This window comes from Hyphomicrobium sp. (genome assembly GCF_036780825.1).
Lineage (GTDB): Bacteria > Pseudomonadota > Alphaproteobacteria > Rhizobiales > Hyphomicrobiaceae > Hyphomicrobium_C.
Genome location: NZ_DAIQCD010000013.1, coordinates 51,386 through 72,035, shown reverse-complemented (window position 1 = coordinate 72,035; position 20,650 = coordinate 51,386). Strand labels below are relative to the sequence as shown.

The following is a 20,650-nucleotide window of genomic DNA, read 5'->3' as shown; positions in this document are numbered from 1 at the left end:
CTACCTTGACATGGTAGGGGTCAGAGGTTCGATCCCTCTAGTGCCCACCATCCGAGCACCTTACCGATAATTTTGGTCGAGACGATGAAAGTAAGAAACTCGCTGAAGTCCCTGCGCGCGCGCCACCGCGACAATCGCCTCGTGCGCCGCAAGGGCCGTGTCTATGTGATCAACAAGACCCAACGCCGCTTCAAGGCGCGCCAGGGTTAATCGCATACGCTCGATTCTTGAGAGCGTTTCGCCCTGCGCCGCCTGATGAGCGCGGGCGAAGTGGCGCGCCTGCGCCTTTGACGCGGCCTCGCCCGGCTTCTATCTTCCTTTACATGATGAAGCCCTCGTTCAAGCGCCGCTCTTGCCGCGCCCTGCCTGCGGCCCTCGCTCTCGCCGCGCTGCCGTTCGCCGCCGACGCGCAAGCGCCACGGCAAGCTCCGCCCGAGCCTTCTCCTCACCAAAGTCCGCATTCGGTGCCCTCGCCGCCGGAGCGCCGTGATGGCCCTTCGTCGCGCCAGCCAGCGCCCGAAATGCCGGCGCCCGAAACGCCGGAGCAGCGCGCCAAGCTTTTCGATGAGCTTTACGCTCGGCTTGCGGAAGCGCCCGACGCGGAGACGGCGAACCAAGTCGCATCGGCGCTCGAGAAGCTCGGGCAGCATTCCGGCAGCCCCACCGCCGATCTTCTCGTTGCGCGGGCGGTGGCATCAGCCGAAGCGGGAAACCGCACCGTGGCCATGAAGCTTCTGGACGCGGCGGTCGATCTGCAGCCGGACTATGCCGAAGCCTGGAACCGCCGGGCCTATCTTTACTACCTGGATAATGATTACAGGCGCGCCCTCGGCGATTTGCGCCGCGTGCTTGCGCTCGATCCGCGCAACTTCAAGGCGCTCGAGAGTCTCGGCAATCTCTTGCAGCATCTGGGCGAGAAGAAAGCCGCGCTCGATGCCTATGAGAGTGCGCTCAAGGTCCACCCGTATCTCTCTGATGCGCGCAAGGCTCGCGATGACCTCAAGTCCGAGGTCGAGGGCCAGGGGATCTGACGGGATCTAGAGCCGTTCCGCTTCAGGCGGAATTGGGGAACGGCACTAAGTTTTTGTTTGATAGTGCGTCTTCTCGGAAAACCGGTTCCCACCTTTCCGGAAGCACTCTAATGCCTGCCTAGAGCCTGATCGTTTGAGGTGCATGCAGACACGCATTCACCGGGAACGTGAATCAGTCTCTCAAATGAAAACTTAGAGCGCGTCCACGTCGCGCAATCCGATTCCGATAGGAGTGAACGCGCTCTAGTCGGGACGCACTGTCCCCCGGTGCAGGTCAGGATGTGATCTTGGATGCCGTGCGTCGCTCAACGGGCACTTTGCCGCCCACGGGCACATAGTCGGGGCTATGGCCGTCCGGCAGGCCGTGCTCGTCGATGAAGGCGAGGCGGATCATATTCGTTGCACCGGGAGAGCCGAGCGGCACGCCGCAGGTGATGACGACGCCCTGGCCGGGCTTCACGAAACCGCTCTCGAGCGCAATGCGCGTCGCTTTCCGAACCATGTCGGCAAGGTCCTCCGGGTCGCCCGTGAGCACGGTCTCGATGCCCCACACCAAGGTCAGCCGTTGCGCCGTGCGGGCGATCGGCGTCAGCCCGATTACCGGCATGTTGGGCCGCTCGCGCGCCACTCTGAGCGCCGTCGAGCCGGTGGCCGTATAGCAGAGGATGGCCGCGACCTTCACGGTTTCGGAAATGGCGTGGGCTGCGGCTGCGATGGCGTCGGCGCCGGTCGGCTGGGGCGGGTAGTCGATCGCGTGCACGAACGCGTCGTAGCTCGCGTCCCGTTCTACTTCGGTTGCGATGCGGTCCATCATCTGGATCGTCTCGACCGGATATTTGCCGACGGCGGATTCGCCGGACAGCATGATCGCGTCGGCCCCGTCGAATACGGCGGTCGCCACGTCCGAGACTTCCGCCCGTGTCGGCATCGGCGACGAGGTCATGCTTTCGAGCATCTGCGTCGCCACCACGATCGGCTTGCCGGCGGCGCGCGCCTTGCGCGTGATCTTCTTCTGCAGGCCTGGCACGCGCTCGACCGGCAACTCGACGCCCAGATCGCCGCGCGCCACCATGAACCCGTCGCCTGCGGCGATGATGTCGTCGATGTCCGCGATCGCCGAGGGCTTCTCGATTTTAGCGAGCACCGCCGCCCGACCGTCGATGATGGCCTTGGCCTCGATGATGTCCTCGGCCCGCTGCACGAACGAGAGCGCGATCCAGTCGGCGCCGAGCTTGAGCGCCACATCGAGGTCCGCTCGATCCTTGCTCGTGAGCGCGCTCACCGACAAGAGCGTGTCAGGCATGCTGAGGCCCTTGCGGTTGGAGAGGATGCCCCCGGTGACCACCTCGGCGGTGATGATCTTGGGATCGACCTCGGTGACGCGCATGCTGAGCTTGCCGTCGTCGATGAGGAGCGTGTGGCCTGGCTGGACGGCATCGAAGATGGCGGCGTGGGGCAGGCTGACACGCTGCGACGTTCCAGGCACGCCGGTCCGGTCGAAGCGGAAGACCTCGCCCGCCTGCACGAGCGCGCGGCCGTCGACGAACTCGCCCACGCGGAACTTCGGCCCCTGCAGGTCACACAGCACGCCGATGGAGCCGCGATGCTTGGCGGCGACGTCGCGCACCGTACGTACGAGAGAGTGCGCCATCTCGGGGCTCGAATGGCTCATGTTGATCCGGAACACGTCGGCCCCGGCGAGGAAAAGGCGCTCGATGATCTCCGGCGTGGACGAGGCGGGTCCGAGCGTCGCTACGATCTTGACCCGCCGGTTACGTCTCATTTGCCGAAAGCCTCTTTGGAGTGATCCTTATCGTCCGGATCGGTGAGGCGGACCGTCCACTCCTGGCCGTCTCCGGTATCGACTTCGAAAAAGCCGGTGCGCTTGTACCCGCGCTGCGGGCAGTCTTGCACGCCACGAATGGCGAACGACTTGTCCGCGGTGCACATGAAGTTCGTACCCGCCCATTCTCCGCCACGATCATAATCGACAGCATGGACGTAGATAAACCGGCTCGGCACCGCGCCTTTCAAGAGTGTTTCGCAAGCCTGCGACGCGATGTTCCACCAACCCTCGGTCGCCCAGCCGTTCGCATCCTGATAGCCGATCGAAACACCGACGCGGCTTTGCGTGGTGTTGCAGAGCTTGAGATCGGCAAGCGCTGGCCGGAAGGACGGGATCAGGAGCAGGGCTGCGAGCAGGAGCGTAGGCTTTGCGGTCATGGTTTCAATGAGGCTCGATGAGGCGATCTCGATCGACACGCCGCGCCTTGTGGGATGGCGAAACGTTTGGCAATGAAAGCGGCAGCTTTGAGGTTGCTCGCCGAAACGCAGGAGGCGCGCCATTGAAGGCCCGCAGGCGGCATTTAGCAAGCTCGGTGTTCAAGCCGGCATCATATGGGGCTGCATGACGGGGACCGAGGTGGGAATGTCGACGCGACTTCAAAACCGGCACGCCGGTGAGAATGCCGTTTGCGCGTCATCATCGGAGGCCGTCGTCCGCATGGCGGGCTCGCTCGTCCCGGGGCTCATCCTTCTCTGTGATCACGCCGGCAATGCGCTGCCCGCGGGCTATGGAACGCTCGGGTTGCCGCCGGCTGAACTGGCGCGCCACATAGCCTACGACATCGGCTCCGCGGGCGTCACGCGCCGCCTGGCTTCCGAGCTTGGCGTGCCCGCCGTCATGACCCGGTTCTCCCGTCTGCTCATTGATTGCAACCGCGGCGAGGATGATCCGACATTGATCATGCGTCTCTCCGACGGCGCCGTTATCCCGGCCAACCGCACGCTGACGGATGAAGAGCGGACCAAGCGGGTCAATCGTTACTATCGTCCGTATCATGCAGCGGTGGCGGAGGTCGTCGATCTGGCGCTGGTGCGCGGGATCGTGCCGCTCCTGCTCTCCATCCACAGTTTTACGCCCGCCTGGCGCGGCGTGGCGCGACCGTGGCATGCGGCCGTCCTCTGGGACAAGGATCCGCGCCTTGCCGAAGCGCTGCTCACGGCGCTGCGCACCGATGGCGGCCTTATGGTCGGTGACAACGAGCCTTATACGGGCCGCCTCAGGGGCGACTGCCTCTGGCGTCACGGCACCTCGCGCGGACTACCCCATGCGATCCTAGAGATACGTCAGGATCTCATCGCATCCGAGGCGGGCGAAATCGAATGGGCCATGCGGCTCGCGGAGGTCATGCGCCATATTCTCGCGGATGCCGCCGTCGCGTCGGCATCGGACCTGAGGGCCGTGCGCTTCTACGGATCGCACACGGACTGAAAGAAAGCCGGAGCCCCGGATGGTCACGTGACGCATGTCGTGGATGCAACGAAGCGTTTCGGAAGAGGTGTCGTCCACAGGAAATATGTCTCTGGATGAGCCGCTCCCCGCCTTGCCGCTATACGGTCACGCGCCTAGAGTGCTTCCGGAAAAGTGGGAACCGGTTTTCCGAAGAGAAGCACGAAGAAACAAAAGCTTAGAGCCGTTCCCAGATTCACTTAAACCGGAACGGTTCTAGCGTCACCTGCGAGCGCCCGCCAAGGGGGAGGCGGGCTCGCGACGCAATCTGAAGCACTCGAAAAGTGGGGGTAGGCATGACGACGCTACAGGCTTCGGCGCAGAACCAGCTTCGCCAAATGGTCGAGAGCATCGAGCGGCTCGAGGAAGAGAAGAAGGCGCTCGCGGCCGACATCCGCGACAAGTATCTCGAGGCGAAAGGCCTCGGCTTTGATGTCAAGGCGCTGCGCCAGGTCGTGCGTCTGCGCAAGAAGAGCCAGACCGAGCGGCAGGAGGAAGAGAGCGTGCTCGAGGTCTACATGCACGCGCTCGGCATGCTCGACGGTCCCATGTCGGCCGATGCCGAGGCAGCTGCGGACCGCATGATCGCCGCCGAGTGAGGACCGCTGTCAGGCGAGGGCGCACGGAAGAGCCGGCCCCGGCACCTGAACGGGCCGGTGGAAAACCCACCCCGCAGGCGGAAGTATTCCGCGAGTGGCACGGGCGACTGAGTAAATAACGAGGGAAGAATGAGAACGCCTCGTAGTGCGTCATCGCGCCATTGAGGCGTTTGGGCCCGGATAACGCCGAGGCTTGCCCGGCAGCATCCGGGAAAGTCTTCCAAACGCTCGCGAAGTGATCACGATCGTTTGTTCGCCGGAGCCATAGACCTGTTCTGGGATCAGGGCTAATCGTTATTTATTTCTTTCTTCATAAAGCGCTCTTATGGCCCGGGTGACGCTCAAGCAGATCCGATATTTCGACGCGCTGGCGCGCGAGCTTCATTTCGGCCGCGCGGCGGAAGCATGCGCCGTGACTCAGCCGGCACTCTCCATGCAGATCCACGAGATGGAGCGCACGCTTGGCCTGGCCCTCGTCGAACGCACCCGTTCCGGCGTGCAGCTCACGGTCAAGGGGCGCGAGATCGCGGCGCGCTGCACCCGGATTCTGGGGGACGTGCGTGACCTCGTCGCCTATGCCCACCATTCCAACAGCGTTCTGGCAGGTGCCCTGCGGCTCGGCGTGATCCCGTCGGTTGCACCTTATCTTCTGCCGCCGCTTCTGCCGCTTCTCCGCGAAGCCTATCCTGAGCTCGAGCTGCATGTGCGTGAGACGCAGACACAGCTCCTCACCGATGAGCTGCTCGAGGGCAAGCTCGACGTGTTGCTACTGGCGCTGCCTGTGAAGCACCCGGATCTCACCAATCGGATGCTCTTCGAAGACAAGTTTCTGCTCGCCGTGCCGAAGGAGCGCAAGCTCTCCGGCCGCGTGCGCGCCACGGCGGAGCTGATCGAGCACGAGCGCCTGCTTCTCCTCGAGGAGGGCCACTGCCTGCGCGACCAGGCGCTGACCTATTGCAGCCTGCAGCAGGTGGATGCAGTCAACACTTTCGGCGCCTCGAGCCTTGCGACCATCGTAGAGATGGTCTCTGCAGGCTTCGGCATCACGCTTCTGCCCGAGATGGCCGTGGGGATTGAGGAGCGTGGACGTGACATCACGCTCGTGCGCTTCGTCGAGCCGGAGCCGGCGCGCAGCATCGGGCTCGTCTGGCGGTCCACGTCCCCGCGCACCCAGGATTTCGAGGAGCTGGGACGGCTGGTGGTGAAGGCGTGGACGAAAGGACCCATGACGGCGCTGCGCGCGAGCACGCGCACCAGGAAGGCGACTACCGCGGCAGGGTCGTGACGGACCGGGAGACGAGCTGGGCCCGCTGCGTTTCCGGTTGCGAGGGGTCGCCCGCAAGCGCCTCGAGATGAACGGCATCGCCCTTGAATTCCTGCGCCCACGCCATGGCCGTCTGCACGGATCCGTTCCCAAAGCGCATCGGGGCGCTGCTGCCCTCGTCGTCGATCATGTCGAGGGCCGCGATCGGGTCGGGATGCATCAGCGTCGCCAATGCTGGATCGTCGAAGGAGGGCGTGTCGGTCAGGAATGGCGCCAGCGCGAACGGCCTGTAGGAAAGCTCGTCCGGATGGTCGTCGTCGTACTCGGGTGCGGCCGTCCATCCGCTTCGCCAATCGACCGTGCCGTCGCCGAACGGATGCGCAGCCTCGGCCTCTGCGGCGGGCGCCAGGACGGGTGAGGGCGCGTTCGGCGCGGTGAGGGACGGTCTCGGTGGTGACGGCCAGCCGGGCGACATGGATGCCTTCGTCGGCTGCTGCGCGCTGGACAGGGACGCGGGCCGGGCGGCGGGAGCGGGTTCGGGTTCGAGCGAAGCAAGCTTCACAAGCATGTCGAGCCGGCTGCGGTCGGCATCGGGAAGCTTGGCGAGGAGATGGGGCGGCCGCTCCACCGGCCGCGGCGCGCTGACGAGCTGCGGCGCCGGCTTGGGACGAACGGCGGGGGCCGGCCGCGGCGGCGGTAAGGCGGACCGCGTCGCGGGTGCCTGCGCTGGCGTCGATGCCGATGCCGATGCGTTCGCCACCTGGATTGGCGCCTTGCGCCCGTCGCGCAGCGCGTAGAACTGTGCCACCTCGAGCGCGAGATCCTTGCGTCGGTTGCGCGCCGTGCGCACGTCCGCTGGTGTGATGGGGCGGCCGTCCGCCGGCTCGTGCTTCGAGCGGCCGGAGGGAAACAGCAGCGCCAGCTCATCGCGCGCCATCCGCGGCCAGTGGCGGACGCGCGCCGTGTCGACATGGACGAACGGGATGCCCGACGTCGGATAGTAGCCGACGCCGCCACGCTCGCGCACCATTGCCGAATAGCGCATCCGCCTGAGGGGCACGTCGGGGAAGGCGATGTCGACGGCCTTGCCCGTCATGTGCTGGCTCTGCTTCGCCTGGCCGCCGCGCGTCTTGCGCAGCATCTCGTTGGTGGCGGGTGAGCGATAGCCGGAGATGATGTGCACCGGCTGCTGCGAGCCGAGCTCCCGGTGCATCTCCCAGATGATGTCGATGGTGTTGGGATCCATCGTCGTTGCCCGGTCCTTGCGCCAGTCGCGCAGGATCCAGTTAATCTTCTTCATCGCGTCCGGGAGGAAACGTCCACTCTTCTTGTATTGGACGGTCAGCGTTTCCTTGGTGTGGATGTGATAGAAGGAGATCGTCCTGTCATCGCTTGCGCGCGCAGGGGCAACCTGTGCGGCGGCGGCCAACAGCATGGCCGCGCCGGCGGTCAGGATCCGGCAGGTGAGATGTCCCGCCCTTACGCGCAACGAAGATCCCCCATCGGTGATGCCGAGGTTAACTTTACCCCCTCGTTCTTTAACGGCTGGTAACCTTCGATTGCGCGCTCAAAAGGGCTTGGAGACGGCATAAAAAGGGCGCCTGCCTATTTCTATGTTTTGGCCGCCGAAGTTTCCGTCTGAGCGCTGCCGTCGTCCTGATCTCTGCACGCCGCTCAGTTCACGCGCGGCTCGAGGCCATACTCCTGCATCTTCCTATAGAGCGTCGAGCGTCCGATCTTGAGCCGCTTGGCGACCTCCGTCATATGGCCGCGATAGCGCCCAAGCGCGAGGCGGATCATGTCGGCCTCGATGTCCTCGAGCGCGCGGATCTCCCCGCTCTCGGTGACGGCCGGAATGCCGAGCGCGGATGCCCCCGCCGCCGGCCGCACCTCGATGGTTTGCGGCACGGTGTTCTCGGCGCCGATGAGCGCCGGCCCGGTATAGGCTTCCGGCTTCTGCAGCTTGCTTGGCGCCGGTGGAATCTCGAGGCTGAAGCCTTCGACGTTGCTCGCGATCTGCGGGAACTCGGCGACCGTGAGTTCGGGGCCGTCCGCCAGCACCACGGCACGGAAAATGGCGTTCTCGAGCTGTCGGACGTTTCCGGGCCACTCGTACGCGGAGAGCAGGCGCACCGCGTCTTCCGTGAAGCCCGAGATCCGTTTGCCCTCCTCGGCCGCAAAGCGGGCCAGGAAGTGGCGGGCGAGGTCGGCGATGTCCTCGCTGCGCTCCCGCAGCGGCGGCACCCAGACCGGGAACACGTTGAGCCGATAGTAGAGATCCTCGCGGAAGCGGCCCTCTTTCACGAGTTGGATCATGTCGCGGTTGGTGGCGGAGATCAGACGGAAATTGACCTTGACCGGCTTCTTCGCACCGACCGGGTCGATCTCTCCTTCCTGCAGCGCGCGCAGAAGCTTGACCTGCGCATCGAGCGGCAGCTCGCCCACCTCGTCGAGGAAGAGGGTGCCGCCGTCAGCCTCCTGGAACTTGCCGATGCGCCGGTCCACGGCGCCCGTGAAGGCGCCCTTCTCGTGGCCGAAGAGTGTGCTCTCGACGAGGTTCTCGGGGATGGCGCCGCAATTGACAGTAACGAACGGCCGCCCCGCGCGCTCGCTTTCTCCCTGGATGGCGCGCGCGATCAGCTCCTTGCCGACGCCGCTTTCGCCTTCGATGAGCACCGGAATGACCGACGCCGCAGCCCGCTTGCCGAGCTGGATGACGCGCTGCATGCCGTCGCCGCGGATGATGAGATCATCAAACGTGAGGGTGCCTTCGGTCTTTTTCCGCAGGCGCAGGATTTCCTCGGACAGCGCCTCGATCTTCATGGCGCTCTTCATGGAGACTTCGAGCCGCTCGGGCGATGCCGGCTTGATCACGAAGTCGACGGCGCCGAGCTTGATCGCGGCGATGGCCGCATCGACGGAGCCGTTGGCGGTGAGAACGATGATGGGAGGCGCGGCCTTGCCCTTGAAATGATCGAGGACCGCCATGCCGCCGATGCCCGGCATCACGAGGTCGAGAAGCACGAGGGAGATGGACCCGCGATCCTGGCCTTCGAGGATCTCGAGCGCCTGCTCGCCGGAGGGGACGGAGCGCGATTCAAATCCGAAGCGCTTTACGGTTTCCTCGAGGATGCGGCGCTGAGCCGGATCATCGTCGACGATGAGGATACGCTTTGCCATGGTCACTCGTACACAACACGAACTGGATCGTCGCCGGAACTCTGGCAGCTGCACTCAACGGGTGCAGCGCAGCCGGCGACACAACGCCGAATGATTGCCCCACAACGGTAAACAAGCTCTTGCGAATAAGCCCAGCTTGAACCTTTTTCAGCCAGGGCGGTGGAGGAAGGAGTTAACGCTGGTAATATGCTCACAACCGTCCGCCCGGCCCTGCGCGCGAGGGTCCTGGATGCAGGGAGCCGGGCGTCGGCGCGGCGGAACGCGCGCCTTCGGTCTTGAACTTGGCGCCCGAAGCTCGCAGATTGACGGAACATTTCCCTGATCGATTGGAGCCTAAGATGACGCCGTTCTCGCGCGCCCGCCTCGTTTCGGATTTCTCCCGCGCCAACGCTGCGAGCGGGACGGGGGCCGCGGCGCGAGACCTCGGGCTCGTGCCGGAGTGGGATCTTTCCGACCTCTATAAAGGCATCGACGATCCCATCGTAGCGCAGGATCTCGAGCGGGCCGCCGCCGAGGCGCGGCGCATCAAGGCGGATTATCAGGGCAAGCTCGCTGGCCTCGCATCTGATGGCGCCGCGCTCGCCGCCGCTATTGGCGCTTACGAAAAGCTGGCGGATCTGATGGGCAAGCTCGGCTCCTATGCCGGGCTTCTCTATGCCGCCAACCAGGCCGATCCGGCGTGCGCGAAATTCTACGGCGACATTTCCGAGAAGCTGACCGCCATCTCCACGGATCTGATTTTCGTCGAGCTCGAGCTCAACCAGATCGACGAGGTCGTGCTCGAAAAAGCGATGGTTGCACCGGAGCTCGCCCGCCTCAAGCCTTGGCTCGACGACCTCCGCAAGGAGAAACCCTATCAGCTCGATGAGAAGCTTGAGCAGCTCTTCACCGAGAAGGGCCAGACCGGACGCGGCGCCTTCAACCGCCTCTTCAGCGAGACCATGACGGGACTGCGTTTCGACGTTGCCGGCGAGCCGGGCCCGCTCGCGCTCGAAGCGACGCTGAACCTGCTCTCGGATGCGTCAGAGCCGCGCCGCCATGCCGCCGCCGATGCGCTGGCCAAGGTCTTCAAGGACAACATCCGTCTCTTCACGCTGATCACCAACACGCTGGCCAAGGACAAGGAGATCTCCGACCGCTGGCGCGGCTTCAAGGATGTGGCCGACAGCCGCCATCTGGCCAACCGCGTCGAGGCGCCGGTGGTGGATGCCCTCGTGGCCAGCGTGCGCGAGGCCTATCCGCGGCTGTCGCACCGCTATTACGCCATGAAGGCACGCTGGCTCGGCATGGACAGGCTTTCGCATTGGGACCGTAACGCCCCGCTTCCCGATAAGCCGGAGCAGGTTTTCACCTGGGACGAGGCGAGAGGCGTCGTGCTCGAGGCTTATGGTGCCTTCGCGCCCGACATGGCGAGCGTCGCGAAGGAGTTCTTCGACAAGCGCTGGATCGATGCGCCGCTGCGCGAGGGCAAGACACAGGGCGCCTTCTCGGCTGCCACTGTGCCGTCCGTGCACCCCTATGTTCTGATGAACTACCAGGGCAAGCCGCGCGATGTGATGACGCTCGCCCACGAGCTGGGCCATGGCGTGCACCAGATGCTGGCACGCGAGCAGGGGCCTCTCCTGGCGCCCACGCCGCTCACGCTCGCGGAAACGGCGTCCGTCTTCGGCGAGATGCTGACCTTCCGCGCGCTGCTCGCGGGGACCAAGAGCCCGCGCGAGAAGAAGGCGATGATCGCCGGCAAGGTCGAGGACATGCTGAACACGGTCGTGCGCCAGATCGCGTTCTATCTGTTCGAGCGGAAAGTGCATGAGGCGCGCCGCAAGGGCGAGCTGACGAGCGACGAACTGAACGCGTTCTGGCTCGAGGTACAGAGCGAGAGCCTCGGTCCGGCGATCGACTTGAAGCCCGGCTACGAGGTGTTCTGGACCTATGTCCCGCACTTCATCAATTCACCGTTCTACGTCTATGCCTACGCGTTCGGCGATTGCCTCGTGAATTCGCTCTATGGACTCTATCAGGAGGCCCACCCCGGCTTTGTGACCAAGTACTTCGACCTTCTGAAAGCGGGTGGCTCGAAGCACCATTCTGAGCTGCTGGCGCCGTTCGGCCTCGACGCCGCCGATCCGGCGTTCTGGTCGAAGGGTCTCAAGGTCATCGAAGGCATGATCGACGAGTTGGAAGCCATGGACCGCGCCGCGGCCTGAGATCTTCAGGCACGGGTGAATTCCCAGTTTCGTTATACATTCTGTACAACGCACCTTCGTCCGTGTTATACGATCCGTACAACGCGGACGGAGTCACAGCCATGAAGCTCGAGATCAAGAAGATCGGCAACTCGACGGGATTGATTCTGCCAAAGGAGCTTCTGGCGCGTCTCGGCCTCTCCCAGGGCGACCAAGTGCTGGTCACGGAGGGGCCGGACCGTAGCCTCACCGTCACCCCCTACGCGGACGACGACGAAGAGACCATGCGCATCGCGCGCGAGGTGATGAAGGAATACAGGACCACGCTCAAAGCGCTCGCCAAATGAGCGAGCCGAGATGGATCACCAAAGCGCAGGTCATTCGCATGCATGCCGAGCAGCTTGCCGTCTTTGGCGGCCCCGCCGGCTTGCGCGACGAAGGTCTGCTTGAATCGGCCCTTGGGCGACCGCAGAACAAGTGGGCCTTCGGCGAAGCCGACTATGCCGTGCTTGCGGCGGCCTACGCTTTTGGCATCGCGCGCAATCATCCGTTCGTCGATGGCAACAAGCGGGCGGCCTTCATGACCATGATGACGTTTCTTAGGAAGAATGGCGTAGCCTTCGCCCCCGATCCAGCTGAAGCGACGGTCGCGATCCAAGATCTCGCCGCCGGCGAGATCGCCGAGGATGGCCTTGCGCGCTGGATACGGGATAACTGGCCGAAGGCCTGATCTCGCGTACGAAGCCAAATGTCGCGGTGTCAAGGTGAAACCGCCCCATACCGCCTGAATTTGATCCCTTGCGGGGCGGAAGAACCGGCGTATAAGGCCGAGCTTCGCCCTGCGCAGTACATTTCGAAGAGGCCTGATCGTGGCAAGAGTCAAAGCCGCGGAAGCCGGCGGAGAGATTGACGAATCTTCGCTCGACAAGCGGTTCTGGGTCCTCGTCGTCGGCTCGATCGGCGTCGTCTTCGGCGATATCGGCACGAGTCCTCTCTACGCCTTCCGAGAGGCCGTGCGCGCCGCCAGCGGCGGCAGCCCCGCCAACAGCGAAGCGGTCTTTGGCGTTCTGTCCCTGATCTTCTGGGCGCTCGTGCTCATCGTGACGGTGAAGTACGTGCTCGTACTCCTCAACGCCGACAACAAGGGCGAGGGCGGCACGTTCGCATTGATGGCGCTCGGCCAATCGGTCGCGAAGAAAAGCTCGCCCCTCCTGCTCGGCCTTGGCATTGCCGGGGCCTCCTTCTTCTACGGCGACGCGGTCATCACGCCGGCCATTTCGGTTCTCTCGGCGGTCGAGGGCATCACGCTCGTCTCCCCCGCTTTCGAGCCTTGGATCGTTCCGGCCGCGCTCGTCATCATCATCGCTCTCTTCTCCGTACAATCCCATGGCACGGAGCGTGTGGCGCAATACTTTGGCCCGATCACCATCATCTGGTTCCTGGCGCTCGCCGCCGGCGGCCTGCTGCATATTATCGACAATCCGGCTGTAATCGGGGCCCTCAATCCCGTGCATGGCATCCGCTTCATGGCCACCCACGGCCTGCTTGGCCTCACTGTGCTTGGCCTCGTCTTCCTTGCCGTCACAGGCGCGGAGGCGCTTTACGCGGATCTTGGCCACTTCGGCCGCAAGCCGATCCAGACGGCGTGGCTCGGCTTCATCCTGCCCGCGCTGATGCTGAACTATCTGGGGCAGGGTGCGCTGGTCCTCGGCGACGCAGAGGCGATGGAAAATCCATTTTACCGGCTCTATCCCGAGTGGGCGCTGCTCCCCATGGTGCTGTTGGCGACGATCGCCACGGTCGTGGCTTGCCAGGCCGTGATCACCGGCGCCTTTTCTATTGCGCGTCAGGCGGTCCAGCTTGGGCTTTTGCCCCGTTTCGCCATCCGGCACACATCTGCGAGCATGGCCGGGCAGATCTATCTGCCCCGCGTCAACTGGCTGCTGCTTGCGGGCGTCGTGATCACCGTCATCAGCTTCAAGTCTTCGTCGAACCTCGCCACGGCCTACGGCGTCTCCGTGACGGCGACGCTCGTCATCAACTCCCTGATGGCGTTCTTCGTCGTCTGGCGCTATTGGCGCTGGCCGCTTTGGAAGGCAGCGGGGCTCATGGTGCCGCTCTTGCTGATCGAGCAAACATTCTTCGCGGCCAACATCATGAAGCTGTTCGAGGGGGCGTGGTTCCCGGTTCTCATTGCGGCGCTGCTTGGCATCGTGATGATGACCTGGGTGCGGGGATACGGCATCCTCGCGCGCATCACGCGCCGCAATGAGACGGATCTTGACTGGCTAGTGCGCAAGCTCGAGGCGAAGCCCCCGGCGCGCGTTCCGGGCACCGCCGTCTTCCTCTCGGCCGATGTCACCTTTGCGCCGACCGCGCTCATGCACAACCTCAAGCACAACCGCGTGCTGCACGAGCGCAATCTCATTCTCTCTATTCGCACCGAGGAGACGCCGCGCGTGCCGCGCCACGAACGGGTGGTGATCGACCGCTCAAACGAGACCTTCATCAGGGTCGTTGCGTCCTACGGGTTCATGGAGACGCCGAGCATCCCCAAGATCATGGAGAGCTGCCGGCGCAAGGATCTCAACATCGACATCGGCGCGACGTCGTTCTTCCTCTCGCGCCGATCGCTGCGACGCACGACGCGCTCGGAGATGCCGCGCTGGCAGGAGCGGATGTTCATCTGGCTCGCGCGCACGGCAGAGGATGCGACGACCTATTTCCAGATCCCGACCGACCGCGTGGTCGAGATCGGAACCCAGGTTACGATCTGAACGTGTCTGATAATGAATGGAGTTGATTGCAGGCGGAGGCCTGTCAGTCGTCCACTGCTTCGGCTTGCGGTGCCTTCGCTGGAATGAGGTTGACGCTTTCGCCGCACCCGCACGCGCTCGTCTGGTTTGGGTTGTTAAACACGAACGTCGCCGAGAGCTTGTCGGCCGTATAGTCCATCTCGGTGCCAAGCAGGTAGAGAACAGCCTGCGGATCGATGATCACGCGCGCCCCGTCCTGCTCCACGATCTCGTCGAACTTACCGACGCTGTCCGCCCAGGTCATGGTGTACTCCATGCCGGCGCAGCCGCCTTTCTTCACCCCGATCTTGAGGCCCGAGATCTCGGGCCCCTTGGCGGTCATGATAGCGCGCACGCGCTCGGCAGCGCGCGGCGTCAGCGTCATCACCTTCGGTCGGGCGCGGCAAGGGGTGGATGCGGTCGTCTCGTTCGTCATCTTGTGTTGCTGTCCTGGTTCCGGAGCCGGGAAGTGACACGGGATCGTTCACATATATAGCGCGCGGAGCCCGCTTTTGCGAGATCCGCGATGGGAGAGCCGGCCCGCGCCCCGGTCGGAGCATTGCTCCGTCAGAACATATTGAGGGCGAGCTGCGCCTCTTCAGACATACGGCTCTGGTCCCACGGCGGATCAAAGGTGAGGGTGACCGTCGTGCCGGATACGCCCGGCACCGCGTTGACGGCATCCTCGACCCACTGGGGCATCTCTCCGGCCACCGGGCACCCCGGCGCCGTCAGCGTCATCTCGATCGCGATCTCGCGGTCGTCGCTGATGTCGATCCTGTAGATCAATCCAAGCTCATAGATGTCGGCTGGGATCTCCGGATCGTAGACCGTCTTAAGCGCCGCCACGATGTCGCTGGTCAGGCGGTCGAGCTCCTCGGGCGGCAGCGCTGACGTCTCCTCGGGCGCGCTGTTCGGAGCAGCCGAAGCCGACGTGTCGCCTCCGGCCTGTGCGCCGCTCGTGTCGGAAGGCGTGTCCTGCTTATCCTGGTCGATCATGCGTTCCTCCGATGATCAGGCGAAGAACTCCTTGGCCCGGGTGAGCGCCGCGACGAGCGCGTCCACCTCGGCCTTGGTATTGTACATTGCGAACGATGCCCGGCACGTGGCCGTCACGCCGAGCCGCTCCATGAGCGGCTGGGCGCAATGGTGCCCCGCCCGAATTGCGATCCCCGAGCGATCGATGATCGTCGAGACGTCATGCGGATGCAGCCCGTCGATCGAGAAGGCATGGATGGCGCCCTTGCCCTTTGCGGTGCCGTAGAGCGTGAGCCCAGGCACCTCCTTCAGCCGCTCGAACGCATAAGCGCCGATCTCCGCTTCGTGCTCGGCAATGCGGTCGCGTCCCACCTGCATCATATACGAGAGCGCCGCCGAGAGCCCGATCGCCTCCACGATGGCGGGCGTGCCGGCCTCGAACCGGTGCGGTGCCTTGCCGTACGTGATGCGGTCAACCTCGACAATCTCGATCATCTCGCCGCCGCCCTGATAGGGCGGCATGATGTCGAGATACTTCTTCTTGGCGTACAGCACGCCGATGCCAGAGGGCCCGTAAGTCTTGTGTCCGGTGAAGACATAGAAGTCGGCATCGAGATCCTGCACGTCCACCGGAAGATGGACCGCGGCCTGGCTGCCGTCCACGAGAACGGGAATGCCGCGCGCGTGCGCAAGCTCGATCACCTGCTTAATCGGCACCACGGTGCCGAGCACGTTCGACATATGGGTGATGGCCACGATCTTCGTGCGCGGCGTGAGCAGCCGCTCGAACTCGTCGAGCAGCAATTCACCTTCGTCCGAGATCGGTGCCCATTTGAGGACGGCACCCTTGCGCTCGCGGTGAAAGTGCCAGGGCACGATGTTCGAGTGGTGCTCCATGATCGAGAGCACGATCTCGTCCCCTTCGCCGATCTCGAGCGCGCCGAAGGAAGCCGCGGCGAGATTGATGGCTTCGGTGGCGTTGCGCGTGAAGATGATCTGGTCGACGGAGGGCGCGTTGAGGAAGCGGCGCACCGTCTCGCGTGCTTCCTCGAACCGCTCCGTGGCCGTATTCGAGAGATAGTGAAGCCCGCGATGCACGTTGGCATATTCGAAGCGATAGGCATGATCCATCGCCTCGATGACGGAGAGCGGCTTTTGCGCCGAGGCCCCGTTGTCGAGATAGACGAGCGGCTTCCCGTAGATCTCGCGATAGAGGATGGGGAAGTCCGTGCGAATGCGCTCGACGTCGTAGGGCGCGGCTGGAGCCTGCGGCGTGTCCGCCTTCTTGCGCGTGGCCGTGGACATTCTTGCCGTCCTTCCTTTGTCTGCTAATCCGCCCGCATGGGCGTGGCCAGCCTTGGAGACGAGATGGAGCGCGTCCGCAGCGGATCTTCTTATGACGCGAAAACGAACGCGCTCTCACGCGCTCCGGAGCCGGATCGTTTGCGATGCGAGCACCCTTGCCGGAGGCAGGCAAAAAACCAGAGTGCTCGCACCGAGAGCGTGAAATCAGTCTCAAGCAAAAACCTAGAGTGCGTTCACGCGGCGTGATGCCATTCCCGCCGCGAACGCGCTCTAGTGTTGCACCTCGCGGATCAGCCAGCTGCGCGCCAGCTCCATGAGAGCGTCCTGGATATCCGCCGGCTCGGCCTTGTCGATCGCTTCGCCGATGAAGCTCTCGACCAGCATCGCCTGGGCTTCGAGCAGCGGAATGCCGCGCGAGCGCAGGTAGAAGACCAGCTCCGGATCGATCTCCGCCGACGTGGATCCGTGCCCGCAGATCACGTCGTCGGCATAGATCTCAAGCTCTGGCTTGCTGTCGAACTCGGCGTCCTGCGAGAGCATGAGGGCTTGCGCCATCTGCTTGCCGTCGGTCTTCTGCGCATCGGGCCGCACGATGGCCTTGCCCTGGAACACGGCCCGCCCGCGCTCGGCGAGCACGCACTTGACGAGTTCGCGGCTCGTGCAGTGGGGTACGGCGTGGTCGATGACCATCGTCGTGTCCGTGTGCCCGCTCTTTCCTCCAACCAGGGTGGCGCCACCGAGATCGAAGGTGGAATGCTGCCCGCGGAAGGTGACCGTCAGGTCGTTGCGAACGACGCCGTCGCCGATCACCATCTGGAAGGGGCGGTAGTTCGCGTTGGCTCCAAGATGCGCGATGGTGCGGCCGACATGCACCGAGCCCTCGCGGCTGGCGACGAGCTTCACGTGCACGACTTCCGCCCCGTCAGCGATCGCAAGCTGCGTCAGCGTGTTGACCTGGCGCGGTGCCGTGGGGGCGAGGTGCGACTCGACCAGGACGATCTTGGCGCCCTTGCCGACCCGCACGGCGTTGCGCGTCACGACGGATCGCGGATCGCCGCCCGCATCGCCGAACACCAGCGCCACGGGGCTGTCGATCTCCCGGCCATCCGCGACGTCGATCACGGCGCCGTCGGTGAACAGGGCCGTATTGAGTGCAAGCGCGCCATCCGTGACGTGGCCGCCCACCTCGCTCAGTTCAGCTTCGAGCCACGCGGGCGGGTGATCGACGAAGCGGGACACGAAGGCACCGTCGAGTTCGGAGACGGCGGACATCCCGGCTTCTCCCGCACCCTGGCCATCGACAATGACGGCGAAGGCTTTCGTTAGGTCCACGCCGGCGACCGCCTCGCGCACCATGGCCTCGATCGTGGCCGGATTCGGCAGATCGCCGCCCTTGGCGAACGGGAACGCCTCACGCATCAAGGTGCGGAGATCGGTGAACTTCCACTCCTCAACCCGGCGGTGGGGCAGCCCCTCGGCGCTGAACGCGCCGATGGCCGCACGCCGCAGCTGCCGTAGCCAGGTGCCGCCTGGCAGCGTGCGCTCCACCTCGGCGAACGTATCGGCGAGCGCAGTTTCCGCCTTCGTCTTGAGGACCTGCACGGGCGCCGCGCGCCCGGGGAGGTCTGCTTTGATCTGCTGGGCGATGCTCATCGGTTAGGCCGCCTTGCCTTGGTATGCCGCATATCCGGACTTCTCGAGCTCGAGCGCGAGGTTCTTGTCGCCCGAAGCCTGGATGCGCCCGTCCGAAAGCACGTGCACCCGGTCCGGCTCGATATAGTTGAGGAGACGCTGGTAGTGCGTGATGACCAGCATCGCGCGGTCGGGGTTCCGGAGCGCGTTGACGCCATCGGCCACGATCTTGAGCGCGTCGATGTCGAGGCCGCTGTCGGTCTCGTCCAGCACGCAGAGTGTCGGCTCGAGAACGGCCATCTGCAGGATCTCGGCGCGCTTCTTCTCGCCGCCCGAGAAGCCGACGTTCACCGGCCGCTTCAGCATCTCCATGTCGATCTTGAGCTCTTCGGCCTTGCTGCGCACGAGCTTCATGAAGTCGGGCGTCGAAAGCTCCGCTTCGTCGCGCTTCTTGCGCACCGCGTTGGCGGCGGTGCGCAGGAAGGTCAGGCTGGCGACGCCGGGGATTTCCATCGGATACTGGAACGCCAGGAACACGCCCTTGGCGGCCCGCTCGTCGGGAGCCAGCTCGGCGAGGTTCTCGCCGTTCCAAAGGATCTCGCCGTCGACCACCTCATAGCCGTCACGGCCGGCGAGCACATGCGCGAGCGTGCTCTTGCCTGAGCCGTTGGGGCCCATGATGGCGTGCACCTCGCCCTTGGGTACGGTGAGCGAGAGCCCCTTGAGGATGGTCTTGTCCTCGTCTTCGAGCTTCACAGTCAGATTCTTGATCTCAAGCATCGCATTCCTCTGAACTTCGTCCGGCCTGCCGTGGGCCGCTGTTGCTTTTGTTTTTTATCTTCCGTGCACCCGCCTGCTGGGGGCGCGACGATCGTCGCTACCCGACACTGCCTTCCAGGCTGACGTTGATGAGCTTCTGCGTCTCCGCCATGAACTCCATGGGAAGGTGCTGCAGCACATCGCGCACGAAGCCGTTGACGACGAGCGCGATTGCTTCCTCCTCCGAAAGTCCGCGCTGCTGGCAATAGAACAGCATGTCGTCGGAGATCTTGGAGGTCGTCGCTTCGTGCTCGAAGTGGGCGGAGGCGTTCTTTGCCTCGATGTAGGGCACGGTGTGCGCCCCGCACTTGTCGCCGATCAGCAGCGAGTCGCAGTTGGTGAAGTTGCGCGCGCCAGTGGCCTTGCGGTGCGCTGACACGAGCCCGCGATAGGTGTTCTGCGACTGGCCCGCCGCAATGCCCTTCGAGATGATGCGGCTCGACGAGTTCTTGCCGAGATGGATCATCTTGGTGCCGCTGTCCACCTGCTGGCGGCCATTCGAGATGGCGACCGAGTAGAACTCGCCGCGCGAGTTGTCGCCGCGCAGGATGCACGAGGGATATTTCCAGGTGATGGCCGAGCCGGTCTCCACCTGCGTCCAGCTGATCTTCGAGTGATGGCCTCGGCAGTCGCCGCGCTTGGTCACGAAGTTATAGACGCCGCCGCGGCCGTTCTTATCGCCCGGATACCAGTTCTGCACCGTCGAGTACTTGATCTCCGCATCGTCGAGCGCAATGAGCTCGACGACGGCCGCGTGCAGCTGGTTCTCGTCGCGCGTCGGCGCCGTGCATCCCTCGAGATAGGAGACGTGCGCACCCCGGTCGGCGATGATCAGCGTGCGCTCGAACTGGCCCGTCTCCCGCTCGTTGATGCGGAAGTAGGTCGAGAGCTCCATCGGGCAGCGCACGCCCTCCGGCACGTAGACGAACGAGCCGTCGGAGAACACTGCCGAGTTGAGCGCGGCATAGAAGTTGTCGCCCTGCGGAACCACCGAGCCCAGGTACTTCTTCACCAGCTCCGGATGCTCGCGCACCGCTTCGGAGATCGGGCAGAAGATGACGCCGGCCTTGGCGAGTTCTTCCTTGAAGGTCGTGACGACGGAGACGCTGTCGAACACGGCGTCCACCGCGACGCGCGCGCCTTGCACGCCCGCCAGCACCTCCTGCTCCTTGAGCGGGATGCCGAGCTTCTCGTATGTGCGGAGCAGCTCCGGATCGACCTCGTCGAGGCTCTTCGGCCCCTCCATGCCTTTCGGCGCGGCATAGTAGTAGAGATTTTCGAAGTCGATCTTCGGGTAGCTCACCTTCGCCCAAGACGGCTCGACCATGTTGCGCCAGCGCGCATAGGCCTCGAGGCGCCAGTCGAGCATCCACTGGGGCTCGCCCTTCTTCTCGGAGATGAAGCGGACGATGTCCTCGTTGAGGCCCCTCGGCGCCTTCACCGTCTCAATATTGGTCTCAAAGCCGTACTTGTATTGATCGACATCGATCTGCCGCACGGTATCGATCGTCTCTTTGACCGCAGCCATTTCCCTTCCACCTTCATCTGCGGCCTTCGAAGGCCGCGTTT

19 protein-coding genes are annotated in these 20,650 nt (G+C 64.3%); 9 read left to right on the top strand and 10 right to left on the bottom strand.

Annotated elements, in window-relative coordinates; translation table 11 throughout:
- The first annotated feature begins 84 nt into the window (after positions 1-84).
- Positions 85-210 carry a type B 50S ribosomal protein L36 gene (ykgO, locus tag V7P99_RS07925; protein WP_011509735.1) on the top strand — a complete coding sequence of 42 codons (126 nt, stop codon included), beginning with the start codon at positions 85-87 and terminating at the stop codon, positions 208-210.
- 113 nt (positions 211-323) lie between these two features.
- On the top strand, positions 324-1,031 hold the full coding sequence (locus V7P99_RS07920; RefSeq protein ID WP_333794258.1) for a tetratricopeptide repeat protein: 708 nt from the start codon (positions 324-326) through the stop codon (positions 1,029-1,031).
- A gap of 274 nt (positions 1,032-1,305) precedes the next feature.
- Here the strand turns inward: V7P99_RS07920 and pyk are convergent, their stop codons facing one another.
- Positions 1,306-2,814: a pyruvate kinase gene (gene pyk / locus V7P99_RS07915; RefSeq protein ID WP_333794257.1), complete on the bottom strand. Its 1,509-nt coding sequence runs from the start codon at positions 2,812-2,814 to the stop codon at positions 1,306-1,308.
- Positions 2,811-3,254, bottom strand: a complete 444-nt coding sequence (locus V7P99_RS07910; protein WP_333794262.1) for a DUF1036 domain-containing protein — start codon at positions 3,252-3,254, stop codon at positions 2,811-2,813. The genes pyk and V7P99_RS07910 overlap by 4 nt, the downstream gene beginning before the upstream one ends.
- Positions 3,255-3,459: 205 nt before the next feature.
- Between V7P99_RS07910 and V7P99_RS07905 the strand changes: the two genes are divergently transcribed.
- The 3 genes from V7P99_RS07905 (at position 3,460) to V7P99_RS07895 (ending at position 6,207) form a co-directional block, all read left to right on the top strand.
- A complete protein-coding gene (locus V7P99_RS07905; protein ID WP_333794256.1) occupies positions 3,460-4,305 on the top strand; it encodes an N-formylglutamate amidohydrolase in 846 nt (281 codons plus the stop codon).
- Positions 4,306-4,619: 314 nt separating this feature from the next.
- Positions 4,620-4,922, top strand: a complete 303-nt coding sequence (locus V7P99_RS07900; protein WP_333794255.1) for a DUF2312 domain-containing protein — start codon at positions 4,620-4,622, stop codon at positions 4,920-4,922.
- Between the two features lie 325 nt (positions 4,923-5,247).
- Positions 5,248-6,207 carry a hydrogen peroxide-inducible genes activator gene (locus V7P99_RS07895; protein WP_333794254.1) on the top strand — a complete coding sequence of 320 codons (960 nt, stop codon included), beginning with the start codon at positions 5,248-5,250 and terminating at the stop codon, positions 6,205-6,207.
- On the opposite strand, the gene V7P99_RS07890 is transcribed toward V7P99_RS07895, so the two are convergent.
- Positions 6,188-7,675: a DUF882 domain-containing protein gene (locus V7P99_RS07890; protein WP_333794253.1), complete on the bottom strand. Its 1,488-nt coding sequence runs from the start codon at positions 7,673-7,675 to the stop codon at positions 6,188-6,190. The genes V7P99_RS07895 and V7P99_RS07890 overlap by 20 nt on opposite strands.
- 185 nt (positions 7,676-7,860) lie before the next feature.
- Entirely contained in the window at positions 7,861-9,366 is a 1,506-nt protein-coding gene (locus V7P99_RS07885; RefSeq protein WP_333794252.1) for a sigma-54-dependent transcriptional regulator, read from the bottom strand.
- Between the two features lie 338 nt (positions 9,367-9,704).
- Between V7P99_RS07885 and V7P99_RS07880 the strand changes: the two genes are divergently transcribed.
- From V7P99_RS07880 to V7P99_RS07865, 4 genes are all read left to right on the top strand, one after another.
- A complete protein-coding gene (locus V7P99_RS07880) occupies positions 9,705-11,573 on the top strand; it encodes a M3 family oligoendopeptidase (protein WP_333794251.1) in 1,869 nt (622 codons plus the stop codon).
- Between the two features lie 101 nt (positions 11,574-11,674).
- Complete coding sequence (locus V7P99_RS07875; protein WP_333794250.1) at positions 11,675-11,899, top strand: AbrB/MazE/SpoVT family DNA-binding domain-containing protein; 225 nt, start codon at positions 11,675-11,677, stop codon at positions 11,897-11,899.
- Entirely contained in the window at positions 11,896-12,282 is a 387-nt protein-coding gene (locus V7P99_RS07870; RefSeq protein ID WP_333794249.1) for a type II toxin-antitoxin system death-on-curing family toxin, read from the top strand. Before V7P99_RS07875 ends, V7P99_RS07870 begins: the two co-directional genes overlap by 4 nt.
- A 139-nt stretch (positions 12,283-12,421) precedes the next feature.
- Complete coding sequence (locus tag V7P99_RS07865; protein WP_442909887.1) at positions 12,422-14,329, top strand: potassium transporter Kup; 1,908 nt, start codon at positions 12,422-12,424, stop codon at positions 14,327-14,329.
- 43 nt (positions 14,330-14,372) lie between these two features.
- On the opposite strand, the gene V7P99_RS07860 is transcribed toward V7P99_RS07865, so the two are convergent.
- The 6 genes from V7P99_RS07860 to sufB form a co-directional block, all read right to left on the bottom strand.
- Entirely contained in the window at positions 14,373-14,783 is a 411-nt protein-coding gene (locus tag V7P99_RS07860; protein WP_333794248.1) for a HesB/IscA family protein, read from the bottom strand.
- Between the two features lie 131 nt (positions 14,784-14,914).
- A complete protein-coding gene (locus V7P99_RS07855; protein WP_333794247.1) occupies positions 14,915-15,346 on the bottom strand; it encodes an SUF system Fe-S cluster assembly protein in 432 nt (143 codons plus the stop codon).
- Positions 15,347-15,361: 15 nt separating this feature from the next.
- The gene (locus V7P99_RS07850) at positions 15,362-16,630 is read right to left on the bottom strand and encodes a cysteine desulfurase (protein WP_333794246.1); all 1,269 of its coding nucleotides are present in this window, start codon (positions 16,628-16,630) and stop codon (positions 15,362-15,364) included.
- Between the two features lie 270 nt (positions 16,631-16,900).
- Complete coding sequence (sufD, locus tag V7P99_RS07845; RefSeq protein ID WP_333794245.1) at positions 16,901-18,283, bottom strand: Fe-S cluster assembly protein SufD; 1,383 nt, start codon at positions 18,281-18,283, stop codon at positions 16,901-16,903.
- Positions 18,284-18,286: 3 nt separating this feature from the next.
- Positions 18,287-19,042: a Fe-S cluster assembly ATPase SufC gene (sufC, locus tag V7P99_RS07840; RefSeq protein WP_333794244.1), complete on the bottom strand. Its 756-nt coding sequence runs from the start codon at positions 19,040-19,042 to the stop codon at positions 18,287-18,289.
- A 97-nt stretch (positions 19,043-19,139) separates the two neighbouring features.
- Positions 19,140-20,609 carry a Fe-S cluster assembly protein SufB gene (sufB, locus tag V7P99_RS07835; protein ID WP_333794243.1) on the bottom strand — a complete coding sequence of 490 codons (1,470 nt, stop codon included), beginning with the start codon at positions 20,607-20,609 and terminating at the stop codon, positions 19,140-19,142.
- Positions 20,610-20,650 lie beyond the last annotated feature (41 nt).